The sequence below is a fragment of the Ornithinimicrobium jinqii genome (assembly GCF_045032595.1).
In the GTDB taxonomy this organism is placed as follows: domain Bacteria; phylum Actinomycetota; class Actinomycetes; order Actinomycetales; family Dermatophilaceae; genus Ornithinicoccus.
In genome coordinates this window covers 75,585-97,712 of sequence record NZ_JBJFZS010000029.1, presented here as the reverse complement: position 1 = coordinate 97,712, position 22,128 = coordinate 75,585, and the positions used below count along the sequence as shown (strand labels likewise).

Below are 22,128 nucleotides of genomic sequence, written 5' to 3'. Positions count from 1 at the left end.
TCGCTGGCTCACGACTAGAGTCTGACCCATGCGCGTGCACGTTGCGGACCACCCGCTCATCGCCCACAAGCTCACCTACCTGCGCGACAGGAGGACGGACACTCCGACCTTCCGTCGGCTGGCCGACGAGCTGGTGACGCTGCTCGCCTACGAGGCCACCCGGGACGTGCGCGTCGCGCCCTTCGACATCGAGACGCCGGTGGGGCCGACGACCGGCATCCACCTGGCCAACCCCAAGCCGCTCGTCGTGCCGATCCTGCGCGCCGGACTGGGGATGCTCGACGGCATGATGCGGATGCTGCCCACCGCCGAGGTCGGCTTCCTCGGGCTGGTGCGCGACGAGGTGACGCTGGAGGCCTCGACCTACGCCAACCGGCTGCCCGAGCGGCTGGACGGGCGCCAGGTCTACGTCCTCGACCCGATGCTCGCGACGGGTGGCACGCTGGCGATGGCCGTCAGGTACCTCGTCGATCGCGGGGCCGACGACATCACCGCCATCACGCTGCTGTCGGCCCCCGAGGGCATCGAGCGTCTCCAGGCCGAGCTCAGGGACGTCGTGGCGCCCGTCAGCGTCGTCACCGGCGCCATCGACGAGCGGCTCGACGAGCACGGCTACATCGTGCCGGGCCTGGGCGACGCGGGCGATCGGCTCTACGGGGTCGTCTGACATGTCCCGCGTCTCCCGGCGCAGCGCGGTCGAGCCCTTCTACGTCATGGAGGTGCTCAAGGCTGCGGCGCAGCGGCAGCGCAGCCACGGGGACGTCATCATGCTGTGCGCCGGCCAGCCCTCGACGCCCGCACCGGAGGCCGCGCGCGAGGCGGCCGTCGCGGCGACGAGCACGCAGGTGCTGGGCTACACCGAGGCCAGCGGCATCCTGCCCCTGCGCCACGCGATCGCGGACCACCACCGCGCCACCAGCGGCATCGACGTCACGCCCGAGGACGTCGTGGTCTTCCCCGGCTCCTCCGGTGCCTTCACCACCCTCTTCCTCGCCGCGTTCGACGTCGGGGACACGGTCGCGATGACCCGCCCTGGCTACCCCGCCTACCGCAACACCCTGCAGGCCCTGGGCTGCGACGTCCTCGAGCTGGACTGCGGCCCCGGCACCCGCTACCAGCCCACGGTCGCGATGCTCGACGCACTGCCCGAGCCCCCCGCCGGCCTCGTCGTCGCCTCCCCCGCTAACCCGACCGGCACGATCATCGACAGCGAGGAGCTGGCGGCGATCGCCCGCTGGTGCGAGGACCACGGCACCCTGCTCGTCAGCGACGAGATCTACCACGGACTCTCCTACGGCCGCCCGACGGCCAGCGCCTGGCAGACCTCCCGCGAGGCGGTCGTCGTCGGCTCGGTCAGCAAGTACTTCTCGATGACGGGCTGGCGCGTCGGCTGGCTCCTCGCCCCACCGTCCCTGCGCCGCCCGCTCGAGGTGCTCACCGGCAACCTCAACATCTGCCCGCCGACCGTGTCGCAGTACGCCGCGCTCGGCGTCTTCACCCGGCAGGCCCGGACCGAGCTCGAGGGGCACCGGGCCAGGTATGCGGCCACGCGGGAGCTGCTGATCCGTCGCCTCCCCGAGGTCGGGCTGCGCAGCTACGCCCCGCCGGACGGCGCGTTCTACGCGTGGTGCGACGTGGCGCACCTCACCGACGACTCCGTGGGCTGGTGCCGCGACCTCCTCGCCGACTGCGGGGTCGCGCTCACGCCCGGCGTCGACTTCGACACCGTCGAGGGGCACCACATGGTGCGGCTGTCGTTCGCCGGCTCGACCGAGGAGGTCGGCGAGGCGCTCGACCGGATGGCCGCCAGCCCGCTCCTGCGCCCCTGACCCCCGCCCATCCGGTGCGAGACACACCCCGGCGGTGCGACGGCATACCCCGCCCCATCTGCCACACTGGCACCAGATCCGTGCCCGCGCCACCGAGGAGGACCCCATGCCGCATACGGTCAAGAAGGTCCTGCACTGGTTGTTGTGGGGCTTCCTCATCTACGCGGTCATCACCAACCCCGACCGTGCCGCCGACATCGTCCGCGCCGTGTGGGACATCATCAGCCAGGGCTTCCTCAACATCGGCCGGTTCTTCAGCAACATCATCGGCGGCGACGGCGGCGGCGGGTAGCGAGCCGTCGTGGCCGCTCCGGCACCGCCCCTCCAGCTCAGCCCGCGGGTGCGCAAGCGCTACCTGATGCGGGACGAGCGTCCCGTGATCTCCACCCGCGCCCACTGGGCGACGCTGGTCGAGCCCGTCGCCACGGCGCTGGCCGCCCTGACGCTCACGCTCACCGTCGCGGTCCGCAGCACCCTGTCGGACACCGTCGTGGTCCTCTTCTGGGTCTTCGCCGCCCTGGTGCTGCGGGCGCTGTGGCGCTGGTGGAACTGGCGGGTCGAGTGGTTCGTCACGACCGACAAGCGCCTGCTGCGCACCTACGGGATCATCACCCAGCGGGTCGCGATGATGCCGTTGGCCAAGGTGACCGACCTCAGCTACGACCGCTCGGTGCTCGGGCGGCTGCTGGGCTACGGCGAGTTCGTGCTCGAGTCGGCCGGCCAGGACCAGGCGCTGCGCGACATCACCTTCATCCCGCAGCCCGACGAGAAGTACCGCGAGATCGTCGCCACGATCTTCGGCACGTCCGACCCGGCCGAGGACGGTCCCGACCGGGACGCGGACGGCCGCCGCGGCGGGACGGCGCCCGCGCAGGCCGCGCCGTCAGCGCACCACTGGGAGGGCGTCGAGCGCCACGAGCTGCCGCACGACTGGGACTGGGTGGAGGACGACCGCTGGCGGGCGCGCCACGAGGGGCGCGAGGTGGCGGTGGACCCGGACCCGACGCCCTGGCAGTGACCGCACGGGTCAGCGCGTCGCGTCCTCCGGGCGCAGCCCCAGCACCCAGCGCTCGCCCTCGGGCTCGAACCCGATGTGGCGGTAGTAGGGGTTCGGCAGCCCCGCCGGCGACACGACCCGTCGGTAGCCGAGCCGCGACACCACGCCCGACCCGCGGAAGACGAACTCCCCCGGCGAGAAGTCGCGGTAGGCCGGCGTGACCCAGTCCAGCACGATCTGCGCCGTGCCCCCGCCCGCGTCCCGGAGCACCACCACGCCGACGGTCTCGTCCCCGTGCAGGACGAGGTATGCCGTGTCCTGGGCCCGGGGTGCGCGCGCGAAGCCCGGGGTGTGCCGGGCGATGTCGTCGGCGTGCACGGTCAGCACATGGGCAAGGTAGCGGTCGTCGGCGTCGACGGGCAGCACGGTGTAGACGCGGTCGTCGTGGCGGGTCCGCACCATCTTCCAGAGGTAGACGACGTTGATCACGGCGAGCACGACGTTGAGCCCGACCATCGGCCAGACCTCGACCAGGGCGTTGAAGACGATGAGCACGAGGCAGCCGGCCAGGTTGATCCAGCGCAGCCTCAGCACCCGGGTCTGGAGCAGGGAGACGACGAGGACGGCCGAGCCGACCCAGCCGAGGACGTCGATCCAGTTCATGACCGCAGGGTAGGGGGCACGGGTACCGCATACCTAGAATCGGGCCCATGGCAGTCCGTCCCATCACCGTCATCGGCCACCGGGCCCTCCACGCACCGACCAAGAAGGTCAAGGAGGTCACCGAGGACGTCCGCACCCTGGTCGCCGACATGTTCGAGACCATGGAGGCTGCCGACGGCGTCGGCCTGGCCGCCAACCAGGTCGGCGTGCGCCTGCGCGTCTTCGTCTACGACTGCCCGGTGCCCGACGGGCCCAACGCGCGGGGCGTGGTGGTCAACCCGGTGCTCGAGCGGCTGGGCACCCCGGCGCCGCTGGACCTCGAGGAGGACGGCGAGGGCTGCCTGTCGGTGCCCGGCGAGTGGTTCCCGCTGGCCCGGCACCCGCGCGCCCGCGTCACCGGCACCGACCTCGACGGCCACGAGGTCGTCGTCGAGGGCGAGGGGCTGCTCGCCCGCTGCCTGCAGCACGAGACCGACCACCTCGACGGCTACCTCTACGTCGACCGGCTCACCGGGCCGCTGAAGACCGAGGCACGCGAGGCCGTGAAGGACCGGGGCTGGGTCGCGGACGGCATCGTGAAGTGGGACCCGTCGACGACCGACGCCGACGAGGTCTGACGACGGTCCGCGCCGGCGGCGCTCGCTACATGTCCTCGAGCTCGCGACCCTTGGTCTCCGGCACCCACCTCAGGACGAAGAAGAAGGACAGCAGCGCGCACAGGGTGTAGAAGCCGTAGGCGAAGCCGAGCCCGATGTCGGCCATGACCGGGAAGCTGGTGGAGATCGCGAAGTTGGCCAGCCACTGCGCCGCGGCCGCGATGCCGAGGGCGGTCGCACGGATCCGGTTGTTGAACATCTCGCCGAGCAGGACCCACACGCCCGGGCCCCACGACATCCCGAAGAAGACGACGAAGAGGTTGGCCGCGACGAGGGCCACCACGCCCTGGGTGTCGCCGAGCGCCGGGACCATGTCCCCGCTGTCGTTGGCCACGCGGTCCGCGGTGGCGAAGATCCACGCCATCGCGCCCAGCGACACGAACATGCCCGCCGAGCCGATGAGCAGCAGCACCCGGCGGCCGATCTTGTCGATGAGGGCGATCGCCACGAGCGTCACGACGATGTTGGTGACCGAGGTCAGCACGGTCTGGGTGAGCGCGTCCTCCTCGGTGAAACCGACCGCCTGCCACAGCGTCGAGGAGTAGTAGAAGATGACGTTGATCCCGACGAACTGCTGGAAGACGGACAGCGCGATGCCGATCCACACGATCGGGAGCAGCTTGCCCCCGGCTCCCATGAGGTCGGAGAGCGAGGCCTTGGCCTCCTGCCGCACGGTGCGCTGGATCTCCACGATCCGCTCGGCCACGCCACGCAGCATGACCCGGCTCAGGACCTCGCGCGCCTCCTCGACCTTGCCGAGGGTCACCAGGTAGCGGGGGGACTCGGGGATCGTCAGGGCGAGGACGCCGTAGGCGACGGCCGGGACGACCTCCGCGAGGAACATCCAGCGCCACGCGGTGCTCCCCCAGAGCGGCTCGCCGGACCCGCCGGCGACGGTGGCGATGAAGTAGTCCGACAGCAGGGCGACGAAGATGCCGCTGACGATCGCCAGCTGCTGCAGGGAACCGAGCCGGCCGCGGATCGAGGCCGGCGAGATCTCGGCGATGTAGGCGGGGGCGATCACCGACGCGGCACCCACGCCGACACCGCCGATGACGCGCCACGCGATCATGTCCCAGGGACCGAACGACAGCCCCGAGCCGACGGCCGAGACCGAGAACAGCGCGGAGGCCAGCATCATCACGCGGATGCGGCCGATCCGTTCGGCCAGCCGTCCCGCCAGATAAGCACCGGCGACGCACCCCAGCAGCGCCGAGCTGACGACGAACCCGGTCACCCACGAGCTCATCCCGAAGTCCTCGCGCATGGCGTTGACGGCGCCGTTGATGACGGCGGTGTCGAAGCCGAAGAGGAACCCGCCGAGCGCCGCGACCGAGGCGAGCTGGATCGCCTTGCCGAGGACGTAGTCGCGCTGTCCCTCACCTGTCGTCGTCGACATGACGGAGTCCCTTCGCCGGAGGATGCCGCCGGCGTCGTCGTCGGCGGGGTGCCCGCAAGTCTGCCACCGGGGGTATGACGTACGCCACACCTCGCGCCACGTACCCTGACCCGATGAGCAGCATCGTGGTGACGGGGCGGGTGCCGCCGGAGGCCGTCGGGCTGCTGCGCGGCGCCGGGCACGAGGTCCGGGTCTGGGAGCACGACGAGCCGGTCGCCCGCGACGAGCTGCTCGGGCTGGTCGCAGGGGCCGACGCCCTCGTCACGCTGGTCACCGAGCGGGTCGACACGGGGCTCCTGGACGCCGCCGGGCCCGGGCTGCGGGTGGTCGCCAACGTCGCGGTCGGCTACGACAACATCGACGTGGCCGCCTGCGCCGGGCGCGGCGTGGTCGTCACCAACACGCCCGGCGTGCTCGAGGAGGCCACCGCCGACCTCGCGATGGCCCTGGTCCTCATGACGACCCGCCGGCTCGGCGAGGCCGAGAGGCTGGTCCGCTCCGGGCAGGCGTGGCAGTGGGGAATGGGGTTGTTGCTCGGTCGGGGGCTCCAGGGGCGCACCCTCGGCGTCGTCGGCCTGGGCGGCATCGGCACCGCGACGGCCCGTCGGGCCCGCGCGTTCGGGATGACGATCGTCTACTCCGGCCGCCGGGACGCCCCGGCCGAGATCGTCGAGGAGCTCGGGGCGCGCCGGGTCGAGCTGCCCGAGCTGCTGGAGGCCGGCGACGTCGTCACCCTCCACCTTCCCTACGGCCCCGCCACCCACCACCTGGTCGGGGCGGACGAGCTCGCCCTGCTGGGCGCCACGTCATACCTCGTCAACACCGCGCGCGGTCCCGTCGTGGACGAGACCGCCCTCGTCGCCGCCCTGCGGGACGGCACGATCGCCGGGGCGGGGCTGGACGTCTACGAGAACGAGCCGCAGGTGCACCCGGGGCTGCTGGAGCTGGACAACGTGGTGCTGCTGCCGCACGTCGGGTCGGCCACGATCGAGACGCGCACCGGGATGGCCCGGCTGGCCGCCCGCAACGTGCTGGCGGTGCTCGCCGGGGAGGGGCCGGTCACGCCCGTGGGGGACGTCTAGGACCGGCGCTTCGCCAGCCGGTAGCCCAGCACGCCGCCGACTACGGTCATCAGGGGGACCAGGTTCCAGACCAGGCCCTGGGTCTCGCGGAGGAGACCGTCGGAGGCCTCGAGGACGGGGGTCGCCAGGGTGTAGACCGCCCAGCCGACGACGAACCCCGCTGCGGCTCCCACCACCACGCCGACCCAGGGAACCCGGAACCACGGGCGGTGCACGTGCTCGGTCATCGCGATCAGCTCCTGCGGTGCCGGTGCACCAGCACCGGGCGCCATCGACGTCACTGTCCACTCCCTGTCTACACGCCGCTCCGGGCCGCTGACCAGCAGGTGTGAGGAACGAGACAGGTCGGCGTCGCGCGATCGTGGCGGCGAGGACGAGCCGGATGCCCGGGCCCGACGGTGCGCGCCCGTCAGGTGCCTGCCCCGGGATCCGGCAGGACGTCGCGCCAGGAGTGCTGCGGTGCGTAGCCGAGGAGCTCGCGCGCCTTGTCGATGGAGTAGAACGTCTCGTCCCGCCCCATCGGCCGGCGCAGCTCCACCCCGTCGTAGAAGCGGTCCCGGACCTGTTGGGTCGTGGCAGCGACGGACATGTCGGCGTTGGCGACGTTGAAGACCTCGTAGCCCAGCCCGTCGACCTCCAGGCAGCGTTGCACCATCTGGGCCAGGTCACGAGCGTCGATGTAGGCGAAGATGTTGCGGCGCCGCAACGAGGGATCAGCCAGGAAGGGCGGGAACATCTCGGCGTACTCGTGCGGCTCGATGACGTTGTTGATCCGCAGGCCGTAGACGTCGGCACCGGTACGCGCCTGGAAGGAGCGCGCTGTCACCTCGTTGGCCACCTTGGACATCGCGTAGGAGTCCTCGGGCACGGTCGGGTGGTCCTCGTCCACCGGCACGTACTGCGGTCGCCGCTCGCCCTGGGCGAAGCAGATCCCGTAGGTCGTCTCCGACGATGCGAACACGACCTTGCGGACACCCAGTCGTGTCGCGGCCTCGAGCACGTTGTAGGTGCTGAGCACGTTCGTCGCATAGGTCCTCGCATCGGACGTCAGCAGGATCGCCGGCACTGCAGCGAAGTGCACGACGGCGTCGTAGCCGGGCTTCTCCGCCAGCTCCAGCTCCTCGAAGGTCGCGAGACCGGCCATCGCGGAGTAGGTCTCGCCGATGTCGGTGAGGTCGACCCTCACATCGGCGACGGCCGGGCGCCCCGACGGGACGAGGTCGGCGTTGGTGACCTGATGACCCTGCTCGGCCAGGTGCGTCACGACGTGCCTGCCGGCCTTGCCGCTGCCCCCGGTGAAGAAGATGCGCATGGGGTGATCAAACCACCGAGACCCCCTGCGCAGTGGCAGATGCGCGCCCTCTGCGCGTTCCGGTGCCCGGACGGAGCGAAGGCCCCGACCGCGCATACGCAGGTCGGGGCCCTCATCCTCTGTCTCAACACAGAGCGCGCCCGAAGGGATTCGAACCCCTAACCTTCTGATCCGTAGTCAGATGCTCTATCCGTTGAGCTACGGGCGCTGGCGACGACCAACCTTAGCCCACCGGGTCGGGGGTGGCGAAATCGGCGTCGGCGTCCCCGTGACGGCGGGAGTCCAGCCGTCGCATGACCGGTGTGGCGAGCAGCCCGTGCACGACGACGGACAGCGTGATGGTGAACGCCACGACCGACCACAGCTCCAGGCCCTCGGCGACGTACTCGCTGCTGAGCGCGTAGGAGAGGTAGTAGATCGAGCCGATGCCCCGCACGCCGAACCAGGCGATCGCACCGCGTTCGGCCGCGTCCACGCGGGAGCAGCCCAGCAACGAGACCCAGCCGACGAGCGGCCGGACGACGAGGACGAGCAGCACGCCGACCGCCACGCCGCCCCAGGTCAGCCCGGCGAGCAGGCCCGCGGACATCGCCGCACCGACCATGAGCAGCAGCACCAGCGTCAGGAGCGACTCGGTGCGCTCGATGAGTCCGTGCAGGTGGCTGTGCACCCCGTGGTCCCGCTCGGCGTCGCGCAGCGCGAGGGCGGCGACGAAGACCGCGAGGAAGCCGTAGCCGTGCACGAGCTCGGTGAGCCCGTAGACGGCGAAGGTGGCGGCCAGCGCGAACAGCGGCGTCCCCACCTCCGCGACCCGCTGCCCCCGCAGCCGTCCCCGGAACATCAACCAGCCCAGCGCCCGCCCGGTCAGCCACCCGACCACGCATCCCACGACGATCTTGCCGAGCAGGGTCCACAGGAGCCACTCCATACCCCAGTCCTGCCAGGCGCCGCGGCCCATGAGGAACAGACCGAGGTAGACGAAGGGAAAGGCGAAGGCGTCGTTGAGGCCGGCCTCGCTGGTGAGGGTGAAGCGGACCTCGTCCTCCTCGGTCTGCACGTCCGTCCGCTCCCCGTCCCCCGTGCGCGGCCCCTCGACCTGGACGTCGCTGGCCAGCACCGGGTCGGTCGGGGCGAGGACGGCACCGAGGAGCACCGCGGCCGGCACCGACAGCCCCATCGCCCACCAGCCCAGCAGCGCCACGGCGGCGATGCACAGCGGCATCGCGAGCGCGATCATCCGCCACGTCGGCGCCCACGTGCGCCAGTGCAGCGGCCGCTCCAGGGCCAGCCCGACGCCCATGAGCGAGATGATGACGGTCGCCTCCGCGATGTGCGCCGTGGCGGTCGCGTCCAGGAGCGGGCTGATCGGGTCCTCCCCCGGGACGACCAGGCCCACGACGACGCCGAACGCCAGCACCACCATGGGCACCGAGAGCGCGCGACCCTCGACGATCGCGGGCAGCAGGCTGGCGAGGAGCAGACCGACGCCGAGCACGAGGTAGACGATCTCCGGGGGCACCCGGAAAGCGTAGGGCCGGTGTGACCGACTCCGCACCGTCGGGCCGGGGATCCCCTGCTGACGGCCCGCCGGGCCACCGATACGGTGGGTCCAGGCGATGAGGCTCATCAGGGCCCCGACCCCGGGGCGCGAGGGAAGGGACAAGCGATGCACGACATCCAGACCACCGGCGGCACGAGGTATGCGGATCTCGACGCGTGGGTGAAGGAGGTGGCGGCGCACACGACCCCCGACGCGGTCGTGTGGATCACCGGCTCCGACGAGGAGATCGAGGAGATCAACGCCACGCTGGTGGCGGCAGGGACCTTCACGAAGCTGGCGGAGGACAAGAAGCCCAACAGCTACCTCGCGCTCTCGGACCCCAAGGACGTCGCTCGCGTCGAGGACCAGACCTACATCTGCTCCGCCGAGGAGAAGGACGCGGGCCACACCAACAACTGGATGGACCCGCAGGAGATGAAGGACACCCTCTGGCCGCTCTATGCGGGGTCCATGAAGGGTCGGACGATGTACGTCATCCCCTTCGTCATGGGGCACCTCGACGCCCAGGACCCGAAGTTCGGCGTGGAGATCACGGACTCGGCCTACGTCGTCGCGTCCATGCGCATCATGGCCCGCATCGGCTCCTCGGTGCTGGCGAAGATGGAGGAGACGGACGCCCCCTACGTCAAGGGCCTGCACTCCGTCGGCGCCCCGCTCGCCGAGGGCGAGGCCGATGTCGCGTGGCCGTGCAACGAGACCAAGTACATCGTGCACTTTCCCGATGAGCTGACGATCTGGTCCTACGGCTCCGGCTACGGCGGCAACGCGCTGCTGGGCAAGAAGTGCTACGCGCTGCGGATCGCCTCGGTGATGGCCCGCGACGAGGGCTGGATGGCCGAGCACATGCTCATCCTCAAGCTCACCAACCCTCAGGGTGTCACCCACTACATCGCCGGCGCCTTCCCGTCCCAGTGCGGCAAGACGAACCTCGCGATGATCCAGCCGACCGTCCCGGGGTGGAAGGCCGAGATCGTCGGCGACGACATCTCGTGGATGCGCTTCGGGCCGGACGGGCGCCTGTATGCCGTGAACCCCGAGTTCGGGCTGTTCGGGGTCGCCCCCGGCACCGGTGCCGACACCAACCCGGTGGCGATGGACACCATCGAGAAGGGCAACTCGATCTTCACCAACGTCGCGCGCACGCTGGACGGCGACGTCTGGTGGGAGGGGATGACCGACGAGCCGCCGGCCGAGCTGATCGACTGGCACGGGCAGCCCTGGACCCCGGGGTCGGGCACCGTGTCCTCCCACCCCAACAGCCGGTTCTGCACGCCGATCACCCAGTGCCCGACGATCGCCTCCGAGTACGACGAGCCGAACGGCGTCCCGATCTCGGCGATCATGTTCGGCGGCCGACGCAAGACGACGATCCCGCTGGTCTCGGAGTCCCGCGACTGGCAGCACGGCACCTTCGTCGGCGCCACCCTCTCCTCGGAGACCACCGCAGCCGCGACCGGCGCCGTCGGCGTCGTGCGCCGCGACCCGATGGCCATGCTGCCCTTCATCGGCTACAACGCCGGCGACTACGTCGACCACTGGCTGGAGATCGGCAAGCAGGCCGACGCCGAGAAGCTGCCGAAGATCTTCATGGTCAACTGGTTCCGCCGCGACGAGGACGGCGGGTTCCTGTGGCCCGGGTTCGGCGAGAACTCGCGCGTGCTGAAGTGGATGTTCGAGCGGCTCGAGGGTGAGGTCGAGGCGCAGGAGAGCCCCATCGGCTTCCTGCCCCACCCCGGTGACATCGACACCGGCGGCCTGGACGTCGGCGAGGCGCAGGTCGCCCGGGCGCTCGCGTTCGACGCCCAGGAGTGGGAGGCCGAGCTCCCGCTCATCAAGGAGTGGTTCGGCCAGTTCGGCGACGACCTGCCGGGTGCGCTCGAGGACGAGCTCGCGACGCTGGAGCAGCGCCTGGCCGGTGAGGCGGCGCGATGAGCATCACGCCCGGCGAGGTCCCCGGAGCCCGCGAGGAGCCGATCCTCGCCGACGAGCCGGCACCGCCGGGGGTCGAGGACTGGTCCGACGACGTCGACGCCATGGAGGAGCGCATCCGCAAGGGCGGCCCCGACGAGGTGGAGGAGGCGGACGAGGCCGCCGACGCCGTGGAGGGTCACGGCGAGCACGAGGACGGCTCGCAGGACCGCGCCGCCGCGGACTCCGACCAGGACCCGACGGACGACGGGCTGGGGAACGAGCCCCCCGACTGAGACGGCGACCGCGACCGCGACGGGCACGGTGCCGCGGAGGAACGGCATACCTGGTGCTCGGTGAGGCATGACGAGACCCCCGGTCCTGGTGGACCGGGGGTCTCGTGGTGATCGGCGGAGGCGGAGGGATTTGAACCCTCGATGGGGCTCTAAACCCCAAACCCGCTTAGCAGGCGGGCGCCATAGACCAGACTAGGCGACGCCTCCAGATCGCAGATCAGCGTACCGTCCGGCCCGGCTGCCACCAAAACGTGCGGTGCAGGTGGGCGGGGGTGCGCGGCGTCCCCGCGTCCCGGTCGCGAGGGCGCCTCCCAGCCCCCCACCAGCCACTGGTGGTAGAACATGATTGGCTTCCTACCGCCGCGAAAGGTCCTCTGCTGACGATGCCCGCCCTCCCGTGAGTCCGACGACTCCGCCCCCCCGCCATGCCGACGACGGCGAGGAGCACACCGCCCCTCGCTCGCGCCAGGAGTGGACCCGCCGCTCCCTCCGGTCGGACCGCGGCGGTCTCGGTCGCGCCCTCGGCCTCACCGCGCTAAGCGCCCTGCTGCCCGGGGCGGGCCTGCTGCCCACGCGGCGGCGCGTGCTCGGGTTCGTGCTCGTGGGCCTCGCGCTCGTCACCGTGGCCGTCCTGGCGGCCTACGTCTGGGACAACGGTCTGACGAGCACGGCCCTGGCCACGGCGGCCGACCCCGAGCGGCTGCGGACGGTCATGGGCGTGCTCGTGGCGGGGGCCGTGGTGTGGATCGGCAGCGTCGCGCTCACCGCGCTCGTCACCCGGCCGCGCCGCCCCAGCGTGGGGCAGCAGGTGGGGCTGGGGTTCTTCACGGCGCTGCTGTGCCTGGCGATCAGCGCCCCGGCGGTCCTGGGTGTCAACTACATCAGCAGCCACCTCACGGCCATGGACCAGGTGTTCACTGACGAGGCCGAGGTCGGCGAGGACCCCTCGGGGGCGCGGCCGACCTCCGCGCTCAGCGAGGACCCCGAGGACCCGTGGGCGGACCTGCCCCGGGTCAACCTGCTCCTGCTGGGGTCGGACGCCGCGGAGGCGCGCGAGGGGACCCGCACGGACACGATGATCGTGGCGAGCATCGACACCCACACCGGCGAGTCGGTCCTCTTCTCCATCCCGCGCAACCTGCAGAGGGTCCCGATCCCTCGCGCGAACCCGCTCTACGCCCTCTACCCCGACGGCTACGACTGCGGGGACCAGTGCCTGATGAACGCGATCTGGACCGAGGCCGAGGCTGCCGCGGAGGAGCACCCCGAGTGGTATGCCGACGACCCCACCCCTGGTCTGACCGCGACGCGCGAGGTGCTCTCCACGGTGCTGGGCCTGCCGATCCACCACACGGTGATCGTCAACCTCGACGGGTTCGCGGACCTCATCGACGCGATGGGCGGCATCACGGTGACCGTGCGGGAGGAGATCCCGATCAACGGCCGGACCTACACCGACGCCGCCGGGAAGCTGCAGCTGGATCCCACCTCCCCCGACCTCGTGTGGCTGCAGCCGGGCGTCCAGCAGCTCGACGGGAACCAGGCACTGGGCTACTCGCGCTCGCGGGTCACGACCGACGACTTCGACCGGATGCGGCGCCAGCGCTGCGTGGTGGCCGCCGTCGTCGAGCAGGCGCGGCCGACGACCCTGCTCCAGCGCTACCCGCAGATCATCTCGGCGGTCGGGCGCAACGTGCTGGTGGACATCCCGCAGAGCGACCTGCCGGTCTGGGCCGAGCTCGTGCTGCTCGTGCAGCAGGCCGAGATGCGCAGCCTGCCGTTCACCGCCGACAACACCGACGTCTTCGACCCCGACTACTCCGACATCCGCTACCGCGTGTGGGAGGCACTGCACCCGGCCCCGGAGCCGGCCGAGACCGCCCCCGCGACGTCCTCGCCGACGCCGGAGCCCGCCGCACCCACGACGGAGGGCACGCCGGGGACCGACACCCCGACCCCGGACGACGCCGAGGTCACGACGGACGCACCGGACACCCTCGAGAACGTCGAGGACGTCTGCGGCTGAGCAGCCCGCCTCCTGGCCGGGGCCTGGTCCTGCGTGCGATGATGCCTGCCGGACGACCGCGCACCGGTCGCCCGGAGGGTTCGCATAGTGGTCGAGTGCAGGCGCCTTGAAAGCGCCCGAGGGAAACCTCCGTGGGTTCGAATCCCACACCCTCCGCCGTGGGGTCCGGTCGCCCCGGTGCCGACGTGGGTCCTTGAGGACTGTGGCGCTCCCCGCGGAGCACGTGGGTCACTGCGGAGCACGTGGGCGGTGGGGGCGGCCGAGGGACTCCGCGAGGGCTCGCGCACGTGGGCCCCGAGGGGGGTTGAGCGCGCTCGCACCCCCTGCGGCGGGTAGGCTCAAGGTGAAAGTTGACCCACAGAAGGGAGTCACAATGAACAAGGTTCTGTTGCTCGTCGGTGCTGGACTCGGTTACGTGCTTGGTGCACGCGCCGGACGTGAGCGCTACGACCAGATCGCGGACCAGGCCAACAAGCTGTGGACCGACCCGCGCGTCCAGACCAAGGTGGAAGAGGCCAAGACCAAGGCCCCCGAGGTCGCCGCGATGGTCGGTGAGCAGGCCAAGTCCAAGGCCGAAGAGGTCAAGGCCAAGGTCACCGGGCACGAGACCACGAGCTCGGACGACACCTACAGCAACGAGACGGGGTCCTACGACCCCAACGCCGGTGTGCAGGTGGACTCGACCGGCTTCGGCCCGGGCGGCGACAAGCTTCCCTGAGACTGACACCCTGAGCACAGCGGCCCGCCCCTCGTCGAGAGGGGCGGGCCGCTGTCGTCGTGCGGGCCCTCAGATCCAGAGGGCCGGCTCGTCGTAGAGGGCGTGCTGCGGGTCGATGCCGCCCTCGGGGTGACGGATCTTCGCCGGGATGCCGGTGGCGACGGCCATCGAAGGCACGTCCTTGGTGACGACGGCGTTGGCGCCGACCTGCGCACCGTGGCCCAGGACGATGTCGCCCAGGACCTTGGCGCCGGCACCGACGGTGACGCCGTCACCGAGGGTGGGGTGGCGCTTGACGGCCTCCATGGACCGGCCGCCGAGGGTGACGCCGTGGTAGAGCATGACGTCGTCGCCCACCTCGGCCGTCTCCCCGATGACCACGCCCATGCCGTGGTCGATGAAGAAGCGTCGGCCGAGCGTGGCGCCCGGGTGGATCTCCACCCCGGTCGCCGCCCGCGCCGCCTGCGAGAGCAGACGCGCCGGCAGCCTGGCGCCGGAGTTCCACAGCGCGTGCGAGAGGCGGTGCGTCCAGATCGCGTGCAGGCCCGGGGACGCCAGCGCCATCTCCAGCCGGCTGTCGGTGGCCGGGTCGCGCGCGACGGCAGCATCCAGGTCCTCCCGGACACCCGAGGCGACGCGACCCACCAGGCCCACGGCGCGGCGCGGCACACCGGACAGGAACAGGCTCATCAGTCGCGCAGCCCCTCGAAGAGCACGGTGGACAGGTAGCGCTCGCCGAACGACGGGATGACGACGACGATCGTCTTGCCCGCGCTCTCGGGCCGCTTCGCGATCTGCAGCGCCCCCCAGACGTTGGCGCCCGAGGAGATGCCGGCCAGGATGCCCTCCTGCGTCGCCAGCGCCCGCGCGGTGCTCACCGAGTCCTCGAGGGTGACGTCCACGACCTCGTCGTAGAGCTCGGTGTCGAGGATCTCGGGCACGAAGTTGGCGCCGAGACCCTGGATCTTGTGCGGGCCGGGCTGACCGCCGGACAGGATCGGGCTGTCGGCCGGCTCGACGACGGCCAGGTGCACGTCGGGCTTCTGCTCCCGCAGGTAGCGGCCGGCACCGGTGATCGTGCCGCCCGTGCCGACGCCCGCGACGAAGATGTCGACCGTGCCGTCGGTGTCGGCCCAGATCTCCGGACCCGTGGTCTCGTAGTGGACCTTGACGTTCGCCGGGTTGGCGAACTGCCGGGCCCGGACGGCGCCGCGCTCGGCAGCGATCTCCTCCGCCCTGGCGACGGCACCCTTCATACCCTCGCCGCCCGGGGTGAGGACCAGCTCGGCGCCGTAGGCGCGCAGCAGTGCGCGGCGCTCGAGGCTCATCGTCTCCGGCATGGCCAGGACCACCTTGTAGCCGCGGGCCGCGCCGACCATCGCCAGCGCGATCCCGGTGTTGCCCGAGGTGCCCTCGACGATCGTGCCGCCGGGCTGGAGCTCACCGCTGGCGACGGCAGCGTCGATGATGGAGGCGCCGATGCGGTCCTTGACCGACGCGGCGGGGTTCTGCGACTCGAGCTTGGCGAGCACCTGGGCACCCTCGGCGATACCCCCGGTGATGCGGTTGAGGCGGACCAGGGGGGTGCGGCCGATGACCTGGGTGACGTCGTCGTAGACGGGCACGGGGACAAACCTTTCGTCGGGGACAGCGATCGTCGTTTCCAGCAGTTATACATCAGGAAAGCACGGGTTATTCCACGCGGGTGGCGGCGAGGGCCCGCCCGGTCCGTGGGCGCCGACGGATACGCTGCCGCCATGGACGTCGGAGCCGTGCAGGTCATCGCCATCATCGTCGCCGCCCTGGTCACCCTGGCCGCCGTCGCACTGTTCGTGCGCACGATCGCCGGGTTCGTCGCGAAGTTCGGCCAGGGTCAGCCCGCGGTGCGGACCGACGAGCCGGGCACGCGGACGGTGACGCTGGTGCGCGAGTTCCTCGGCCACACCCGGATGGCACGCAAGCCGGTGGTGGCGGTCGCCCACTGGGTGGTCATGGTCAGCTTCGGGCTGCTCGTGCTGACCCTGGTCACCGCCTACGGCCAGCTGGTCGAACCGCACTTCGCGCTGCCCCTGATCGGGCACTTCGCGCCCTACGAGTGGCTGTCCGAGATCTTCGGGTGGCTGGCGATCATCGGCATCCTGGTGCTGATCGTGGTCCGCCAGCTCAGCCACCCGCGCGGGCTCGGCCGGCGCTCGCGGTTCTGGGGCTCCAGCTTCTGGCAGGCCTACGTGGTCGAGGCGGTCATCCTCGGCGTCGGCGTGGCGATCGTCCTCCTGCGGGGTATGGAGTACGCGCTGGGCCGCGCGACCGGCGAGAGCTGGGCGACGCTGGCCCACTTCCCGCTCACCGCGTGGGTCGGGTCGTTCTTCACCGGCCTGTCCGTCGAAGCCCTGGAGACCTCGATCGTGGTCGTGGCGCTCGTCAAGATCCTCGTCTCGATGGCGTGGATGATCACCATCGCGCTGACCCCGACGATGGGGGTGGCCTGGCACCGCTTCCTGGCCTTCTTCAACATCTGGTTCAAGCGCTACCCGGACGGCCGCACCTCGCTCGGCGAGCTGCAGCCCATCGCCGTGGACGGCAAGCCTGTCGACTTCGAGGACATCGAGGAGCTCGACGAGGACGCGTCGCTGGGCGTGGGCAAGGTCGAGGACTTCACCTGGAAGGGCCTGCTGGACCTCAGCACCTGCACCGAGTGCGGCCGCTGCCAGGAGCAGTGCCCCGCGTGGCACACCGACAAGCCGCTCTCCCCCAAGATGCTCGTGGTCAACCTGCGCAACCACCACCACGCCAAAGCTCCCTGGATCGCCGCCACGCCGGAGGCACGCGAGGCGGCGACGACCGCCCTGGCGGCCCTGCCGAAGGGGGCGGCCCGCCCCGACCAGCTGCACGGCATACCCACCTCCGCGGTCCTCGAGGCGCAGCGTCCGCTCGTCGGCGCGACCGTCGGGGACCCGACCGTGCCGGACGGCGGCGCGGTCATCGACCCAGAGGTGCTGTGGTCGTGCACCACCTGCGGGGCCTGCGTCGAGCAGTGCCCGGTCGACATCGAGCACGTCGACGCGATCGTGGACATGCGCCGCTACCAGAACCTCATCGAGTCGGCCTTCCCCAGCGAGCTGGGCGGGCTGTTCAAGAACCTGGAGAACAAGGGCAACCCGTGGGGCATGAACGCCCGGCTCCGGATGGACTGGGCCAAGGACCTGCCGTTCGACATCCCGATGGCGGGAGCGGACGTCGAGGACCTGGGCGAGGTGGACTACCTGTTCTGGGTCGGCTGCGCCGGCGCCTTCGAGGACCGTGCCAAGAAGACGACCCGGGCTGTGGCCGAGCTGCTGCACACCGCGGGCGTGTCCTTCGCGGTCCTGGGCGACGGCGAGACGTGCACCGGCGACCCCGCGCGCCGCGCCGGCAACGAGTTCCTCTTCCAGATGCTCGCGATGCAGAACGTCGAGGTCCTCAAGGAGGTCAACGCCACCAAGATCGTCGTGACCTGCGCGCACTGCTTCAACACGATCAAGAACGAGTACCCCCAGGTCGGCGGCCAGTTCGAGGTCGTCCACCACACGCAGCTGCTCAACCGGCTGGTGCGTGAGAAGCGGCTCGTCCCGGTCAGCCGACCCGACCAGGCCGACACCAGCGGCGCCGCCTCCACGGCGGCGAGCGTGACCTACCACGACCCGTGCTACCTGGGGCGGCACAACCAGGTCTACGCCCCGCCGCGCGAGCTGCTCGGTGCCCTGCCCGGCGTCGAGCTGCGCGAGATGCCCCGGCACGGCGAGAAGTCGTTCTGCTGCGGCGCCGGCGGCGCCCGGATGTGGATGGAGGAGAAGCTGGGCACCCGCATCAACCTCGACCGCACCGAGGAGGCCGTCGCCACCGGCGCCGACCGCATCGCGATCGGCTGCCCGTTCTGCCGCGTCATGCTCTCCGACGGGCTGACGCAGAAGCAGTCCGAGGGCACGCGCGAGGACATCGAGGTCGTCGACGTGGCTCAGATGCTGCTGGCGGCCGTGCGCAACGGTCGGGGGCCCGAGACGGTGCCGGCGGAGCCCGAGCCGGCCGAGGCCTGACGGCCGGAGTCCGGCCGGCCGAGGCGTGAGGGCCGGAACCTGACGACCGTTGGGGCCCCGGTGTCGTCCCTGCTCAGTCGGTGATGCGCGTGCGGTGGAAGTTCTGGAAGGAGCGGCTGGCGGTCGGACCGCGCTGCCCCTGGTAGTGGCTTCCCTTGGCGGAGGACCCGTACGGGTGCTCGGCCGGCGAGCTGAGCTGGAAGAAGCAGAGCTGGCCGATCTTCATCCCGGGGTGCAGCACGATCGGCAGCGTCGCGACGTTGGACAGCTCCAGCGTCACGTGCCCGGTGAACCCGGGGTCGACGAACCCGGCGGTGGCGTGGGTGAGCAGCCCCAGCCGCCCCAGCGAGCTCTTGCCCTCCACGCGCGCCGCGACGTCGTCGGGCAGCGTGACCTCCTCGTAGGTCGAGCCGAGAACGAACTCGCCCGGGTGCAGCACGAAGGACTCGTCCGCCTCGACCTCGATCAGCCGGGTGAGGTCGGGCTGGTCCTGCGCGGGGTCGATCACCCGGTACTTGTGGTTGTCGAAGAGCCGGAAGTACCGGTCCAGGCGCACGTCGACGCTCGAGGGCTGGACCATCCGGGCGTCCCAGGGGTCGAGCCGGACCCGTCCGGAGTCGATCTGGGCGCGGATGTCGCGGTCGGAGAGCAGCACGGGACCACCCTAGTGGGGTGGTCTGCAGGGCTCGCAGCCGCTGATCAGGAGGGCCGCAGGGGTTCCGGAGCGGGGGTCACGGGGCCGTCCGGGAGGTGGGGTATGCTGTCTCCCCGGCCCGGGATTCCGGGCCGCGCGGGCGTAGTTCAATGGTAGAACATCAGCTTCCCAAGCTGAGTACGCGAGTTCGATTCTCGTCGCCCGCTCCCCCGTGACCCGCACGCCTCTCAGTGCTCGGTCAGCTCCTCGTCGTCGATCCCGTCGGAGCGGTCCCGGACCCACACCGCATACTCCGTCAGGGCGTGGGTCACCGGCACGGCGATGATCTCCGGCACGTCGTAGCGGTGCTGCTGGCGCACGGCGGTCGCGACCTGCGGGAAGGCCTCGGCCGTCGACTTCACGATCAGCAGCCACTCCTGCGACCGGTGGACGTCGCCCTTCCAGCTGTAGAGCGAGGCGATCGGCCCGAGCACATGGACGCAGGCGGCGAGCTGACGCGCGACGAGGTCGGTGGCGATCCGCTCCGCGGACTCGGCGTCCGGAACGCTGACGTGCACCTCCACCAGCGCCGGGAGGGCGGGGTCAGGCTTGTGGCCGGGGTCGGTCATCGGGCCTGGGCCCCACCGGTCGTGCCGCCGGTCTCGCCGCCCAGCACCACCCCGAGCGCCTCGTCCAGGATCGCGACGCCGTCGGCGGCCTCCTCGTGCGAGATGACGCACGGCGGCACGACGTGCACCCGGTTGCCCATCACCAGCGGCCACAGGCCCCGTTCGGTGCAGGCCCGGTGGACGGCCTTCATCGTGTCGGCACCGAGCGGCTCACGGGTGGCGCGGTCGGCCACCATCTCCAGCGCCCAGAAGACGCCCAGCCCCCGCACCTCGCCGATGGCCTCGTGCCGCTCCGCCAGGCCCTGCAGCGCCGGTCCGAGGGTGCCCTCGCCCACCTGCGCAGCGTGCTCGACGATCCCCTCCTCGCGCATGATGCGCAGGGCGGCCACGGCCGAGGCGGTGGCGAGCGCGTGACCGGAGTAGGTCAGGCCGCCGGGGTAGGGCCGGTCGTCGAAGGTGGCGGCGACCTCGTCGGAGATGATGACGCCGCCGAGCGGGACGTAGCCGGAGTTGACGCCCTTGGCGAAGGCGATCAGGTCGGGAGGCACGCCCCAGTGGTCGAACGCGAACCAGGCGCCGGTGCGCCCGAAGCCGGCCATCACCTCGTCGAGGATGAGCAGGATGCCGTGCTCGTCGCACAGCGCCCGCACCCCCTCGAGGTAGCCGGGCGGCGGCACGAGGATGCCGTTGCTGCCGACCACCGTCTCCAGGATGATCGCAGCCACGTGCTGCGGTCCCTCGGCGGCGATGGTGTGCCGCAGGTGGGTCAGCGCCCTCTCGCTCTCCTCGGCCCCGGTGCTGGCGTGGAACTCGGTGCGGTAGAGGTAGGGCCCCCAGAAGTGCACGACGCCGGGGATCGACGGCTCCGAGCCCCAGCGGCGCGGCTCGCCCGTGAGCGCGATCGCCCCTGCGGTGGCGCCGTGATAGCTGCGGTAGGCCGCCAGGACCTTGTGGCGGCCGGTGTGGTGACGGGCCATCCGGATCGCGTTCTCGGTGGCCTCGGCGCCGCCGTTGGTGAAGAAGACCTTGTCCAGCCCTTCCGGGGTCAGCTCGGCGATGGCCCGGGCCGCCTCCGCCCGCGACTCCACGGCGAACGACGGTGCCACGGTCGTGATGCGCGCGGCCGCCTCCTGCAGCGCCTCCGTCATCCCCGGGTGCTGGTAGCCGAGGTTGACGTTGACGAGCTGGCTGCTGAAGTCGAGGTAGCGCCGCCCGCTGTGGTCCCAGAACCAGGCGCCCTCACCCCCGGCGATCGGCAGGGGGTCCACGGTCCGCTGCGCCGACCACGAGACGAAGACGTGCTTGCGCGTCAGCTCCCGGATCCGCGCGTCGGTGCTGAGGTCCTGCTCGGTGTCGGCCGTCATGCAGCCGAGTATCCACCACCACCGGACGCTCCGGATAGAGACCCACAGCCAGTGGCCGCCGCGTGATGGCAGTCGCGTCGCCAGTCGCGTCGCCAGTCGCAGCCGGGCTCCCCCCTACCCGAACGGCGGCGTGAACCGCCCGTCGATCGCCGTCCAGCCGCCGTCGACCATCACCTGGCTGCCGGTCACGAAGCTGGCCGCGTCCGACGCCAGCCAGCACACCGCCCCGACCATCTCCTGCGGCAAGGCCCAGCGTCCGAGCGCGGACTTCTCCGCGTAGGCCCGGTTCCACCCCTCGTCGGCCCGGATCTGCCCGGTCAGCGGCGTCTCGACGACCCCCGGGGCGACCGCGTTGATCCGCACGCCCGCCGGCCCGAGCTCGGCCGACCACGTCCGCACCAGCTGCATCACGCCGGCCTTGGTCGCGGCGTAGACCCCCTGCCCGGGCTCCACGGTCACCGCACGGATCGACGTCATCGCCACGATCGACCCACGCCCCCGAGCGACCATCCCCGGCGCGAACGCCCGCACGGCGCTGAACGTCCCTCGCAGGTTGAGGTCCACCACCCTGTCGAACTCGTCCTCGCTGTAGTCCAGCAGTCGCTTGCGCACGTTCATCGCCGCCGTCAGGACGAGCACGTCGACGTCCCCGAGCTCCTCCGCGACCTCCCGCAGCGACCCCGGGTCCAGCACGTCCACGGGGTATGCCGTGTGCCCGGCGCCCCCGGCACCGCCCGCACCCCCGGCACCACCGGCGCCACCCCCACCCCCGGCCGCCTCCAGCCGGTCACGGGTCGCCCCCGCGACGGTCGGGTCCTTGTCCAGGCAGGACACGCGCGCGCCCTGGGCCGCGAGCCCGGCGGCCAGCTCGGCCCCGATCCCGCCGCACCCGAGGACGACCGCGTGCCGCCCGTCCAGCCGGAACATCTGCGCGTAGTCGAGGGACGTCATACCCCGGAGTGTGCCAGTCCCCCGCCCGGC

The 22,128-nt window shown here is 71.5% G+C and carries 22 protein-coding genes and 4 tRNA genes; 13 read left to right on the top strand and 13 right to left on the bottom strand.

All coding sequences use genetic code 11. The features are described 5' to 3' along the window. The first annotated feature begins 28 nt into the window (after positions 1-28). From upp to ACI3ET_RS13715, 4 genes are all read left to right on the top strand, one after another. Positions 29-667: a uracil phosphoribosyltransferase gene (gene upp, locus ACI3ET_RS13730; protein WP_405033629.1), complete on the top strand. Its 639-nt coding sequence runs from the start codon at positions 29-31 to the stop codon at positions 665-667. 1 nt (position 668) lies between these two features. Then, complete coding sequence (locus ACI3ET_RS13725; RefSeq protein ID WP_405033628.1) at positions 669-1,829, top strand: aminotransferase class I/II-fold pyridoxal phosphate-dependent enzyme; 1,161 nt, start codon at positions 669-671, stop codon at positions 1,827-1,829. 106 nt (positions 1,830-1,935) lie between these two features. Then, a complete protein-coding gene (locus ACI3ET_RS13720) occupies positions 1,936-2,121 on the top strand; it encodes a hypothetical protein (protein WP_405033627.1) in 186 nt (61 codons plus the stop codon). 9 nt (positions 2,122-2,130) lie between these two features. Continuing rightward, on the top strand, positions 2,131-2,847 hold the full coding sequence (locus ACI3ET_RS13715) for a PH domain-containing protein (RefSeq protein WP_405033626.1): 717 nt from the start codon (positions 2,131-2,133) through the stop codon (positions 2,845-2,847). 9 nt (positions 2,848-2,856) lie between these two features. Here ACI3ET_RS13715 and ACI3ET_RS13710 read toward each other — a convergent pair whose 3' ends face one another. Continuing rightward, positions 2,857-3,489, bottom strand: a complete 633-nt coding sequence (locus ACI3ET_RS13710; RefSeq protein WP_405033625.1) for a hypothetical protein — start codon at positions 3,487-3,489, stop codon at positions 2,857-2,859. 47 nt (positions 3,490-3,536) lie between these two features. On the opposite strand from ACI3ET_RS13710, the gene def reads away from it, so the two are divergent. After that, positions 3,537-4,106: a peptide deformylase gene (def, locus tag ACI3ET_RS13705; RefSeq protein WP_405033624.1), complete on the top strand. Its 570-nt coding sequence runs from the start codon at positions 3,537-3,539 to the stop codon at positions 4,104-4,106. Between the two features lie 25 nt (positions 4,107-4,131). Here the strand turns inward: def and ACI3ET_RS13700 are convergent, their stop codons facing one another. Continuing rightward, on the bottom strand, positions 4,132-5,544 hold the full coding sequence (locus ACI3ET_RS13700; RefSeq protein ID WP_405033623.1) for a sugar porter family MFS transporter: 1,413 nt from the start codon (positions 5,542-5,544) through the stop codon (positions 4,132-4,134). 113 nt (positions 5,545-5,657) lie between these two features. Here ACI3ET_RS13700 and ACI3ET_RS13695 point away from each other — a divergent pair, with 113 nt between their 5' ends. Next, positions 5,658-6,626 carry a 2-hydroxyacid dehydrogenase gene (locus ACI3ET_RS13695; protein ID WP_405033622.1) on the top strand — a complete coding sequence of 323 codons (969 nt, stop codon included), beginning with the start codon at positions 5,658-5,660 and terminating at the stop codon, positions 6,624-6,626. Here the strand turns inward: ACI3ET_RS13695 and ACI3ET_RS13690 are convergent. The 4 genes from ACI3ET_RS13690 to ACI3ET_RS13675 all read right to left on the bottom strand — a co-directional run bounded on the left by ACI3ET_RS13690 (position 6,623) and on the right by ACI3ET_RS13675 (position 9,457). Continuing rightward, on the bottom strand, positions 6,623-6,907 hold the full coding sequence (locus tag ACI3ET_RS13690) for a hypothetical protein (protein ID WP_405033621.1): 285 nt from the start codon (positions 6,905-6,907) through the stop codon (positions 6,623-6,625). The genes ACI3ET_RS13695 and ACI3ET_RS13690 overlap by 4 nt on opposite strands. 128 nt (positions 6,908-7,035) lie before the next feature. Next, a complete protein-coding gene (locus ACI3ET_RS13685; protein WP_405033620.1) occupies positions 7,036-7,938 on the bottom strand; it encodes an NAD-dependent epimerase/dehydratase family protein in 903 nt (300 codons plus the stop codon). A gap of 135 nt (positions 7,939-8,073) precedes the next feature. Continuing rightward, positions 8,074-8,146, bottom strand: a tRNA-Arg gene (locus ACI3ET_RS13680). 15 nt (positions 8,147-8,161) lie between these two features. Further along, positions 8,162-9,457 (bottom strand): cation:proton antiporter, encoded by a 1,296-nt coding sequence (locus ACI3ET_RS13675; RefSeq protein WP_405033619.1) that lies wholly within the window; start codon positions 9,455-9,457, stop codon positions 8,162-8,164. A 147-nt stretch (positions 9,458-9,604) separates the two neighbouring features. Here ACI3ET_RS13675 and ACI3ET_RS13670 point away from each other — a divergent pair, with 147 nt between their 5' ends. Next, the gene (locus tag ACI3ET_RS13670) at positions 9,605-11,431 is read left to right on the top strand and encodes a phosphoenolpyruvate carboxykinase (GTP) (protein WP_405033618.1); all 1,827 of its coding nucleotides are present in this window, start codon (positions 9,605-9,607) and stop codon (positions 11,429-11,431) included. Beyond that, positions 11,428-11,703, top strand: coding sequence for a hypothetical protein (locus tag ACI3ET_RS13665; RefSeq protein WP_405033617.1), 276 nt, complete (start codon positions 11,428-11,430; stop codon positions 11,701-11,703). The genes ACI3ET_RS13670 and ACI3ET_RS13665 overlap by 4 nt, the downstream gene beginning before the upstream one ends. Before the next feature lie 115 nt (positions 11,704-11,818). On the opposite strand, the gene ACI3ET_RS13660 is transcribed toward ACI3ET_RS13665, so the two are convergent. Then, a tRNA-Ser gene (locus ACI3ET_RS13660) sits at positions 11,819-11,910 on the bottom strand. A gap of 190 nt (positions 11,911-12,100) precedes the next feature. Here ACI3ET_RS13660 and ACI3ET_RS13655 point away from each other — a divergent pair. From ACI3ET_RS13655 to ACI3ET_RS13645, 3 genes are all read left to right on the top strand, one after another. After that, positions 12,101-13,729, top strand: a complete 1,629-nt coding sequence (locus tag ACI3ET_RS13655) for an LCP family protein (RefSeq protein ID WP_405033616.1) — start codon at positions 12,101-12,103, stop codon at positions 13,727-13,729. 73 nt (positions 13,730-13,802) lie between these two features. Further along, positions 13,803-13,885 (top strand) — tRNA-Ser (locus ACI3ET_RS13650). A gap of 217 nt (positions 13,886-14,102) precedes the next feature. Beyond that, positions 14,103-14,447, top strand: coding sequence for a YtxH domain-containing protein (locus ACI3ET_RS13645; protein WP_405033615.1), 345 nt, complete (start codon positions 14,103-14,105; stop codon positions 14,445-14,447). Between the two features lie 69 nt (positions 14,448-14,516). On the opposite strand, the gene epsC is transcribed toward ACI3ET_RS13645, so the two are convergent. Together epsC and cysK are read right to left on the bottom strand one after the other, a co-directional pair. Then, positions 14,517-15,137: a serine O-acetyltransferase EpsC gene (epsC, locus tag ACI3ET_RS13640; protein WP_405033614.1), complete on the bottom strand. Its 621-nt coding sequence runs from the start codon at positions 15,135-15,137 to the stop codon at positions 14,517-14,519. Next, a complete protein-coding gene (gene cysK / locus ACI3ET_RS13635) occupies positions 15,137-16,072 on the bottom strand; it encodes a cysteine synthase A (RefSeq protein ID WP_405033613.1) in 936 nt (311 codons plus the stop codon). Before cysK ends, epsC begins: the two co-directional genes overlap by 1 nt. Positions 16,073-16,204: 132 nt before the next feature. On the opposite strand from cysK, the gene ACI3ET_RS13630 reads away from it, so the two are divergent. After that, complete coding sequence (locus ACI3ET_RS13630; protein ID WP_405033612.1) at positions 16,205-18,520, top strand: (Fe-S)-binding protein; 2,316 nt, start codon at positions 16,205-16,207, stop codon at positions 18,518-18,520. 73 nt (positions 18,521-18,593) lie between these two features. On the opposite strand, the gene dcd is transcribed toward ACI3ET_RS13630, so the two are convergent. Further along, a complete protein-coding gene (gene dcd / locus ACI3ET_RS13625) occupies positions 18,594-19,175 on the bottom strand; it encodes a dCTP deaminase (RefSeq protein ID WP_405033611.1) in 582 nt (193 codons plus the stop codon). A gap of 135 nt (positions 19,176-19,310) precedes the next feature. Here dcd and ACI3ET_RS13620 point away from each other — a divergent pair. After that, positions 19,311-19,381, top strand: a tRNA-Gly gene (locus ACI3ET_RS13620). Between the two features lie 21 nt (positions 19,382-19,402). On the opposite strand, the gene cutA is transcribed toward ACI3ET_RS13620, so the two are convergent. From cutA to ACI3ET_RS13605, 3 genes are all read right to left on the bottom strand, one after another. Beyond that, positions 19,403-19,783 (bottom strand): divalent-cation tolerance protein CutA, encoded by a 381-nt coding sequence (cutA, locus tag ACI3ET_RS13615; RefSeq protein WP_405033610.1) that lies wholly within the window; start codon positions 19,781-19,783, stop codon positions 19,403-19,405. Next, complete coding sequence (locus tag ACI3ET_RS13610; RefSeq protein WP_405033609.1) at positions 19,780-21,147, bottom strand: aspartate aminotransferase family protein; 1,368 nt, start codon at positions 21,145-21,147, stop codon at positions 19,780-19,782. Before ACI3ET_RS13610 ends, cutA begins: the two co-directional genes overlap by 4 nt. Before the next feature lie 114 nt (positions 21,148-21,261). Continuing rightward, complete coding sequence (locus ACI3ET_RS13605) at positions 21,262-22,098, bottom strand: SDR family NAD(P)-dependent oxidoreductase (RefSeq protein WP_405033608.1); 837 nt, start codon at positions 22,096-22,098, stop codon at positions 21,262-21,264. Positions 22,099-22,128 lie beyond the last annotated feature (30 nt).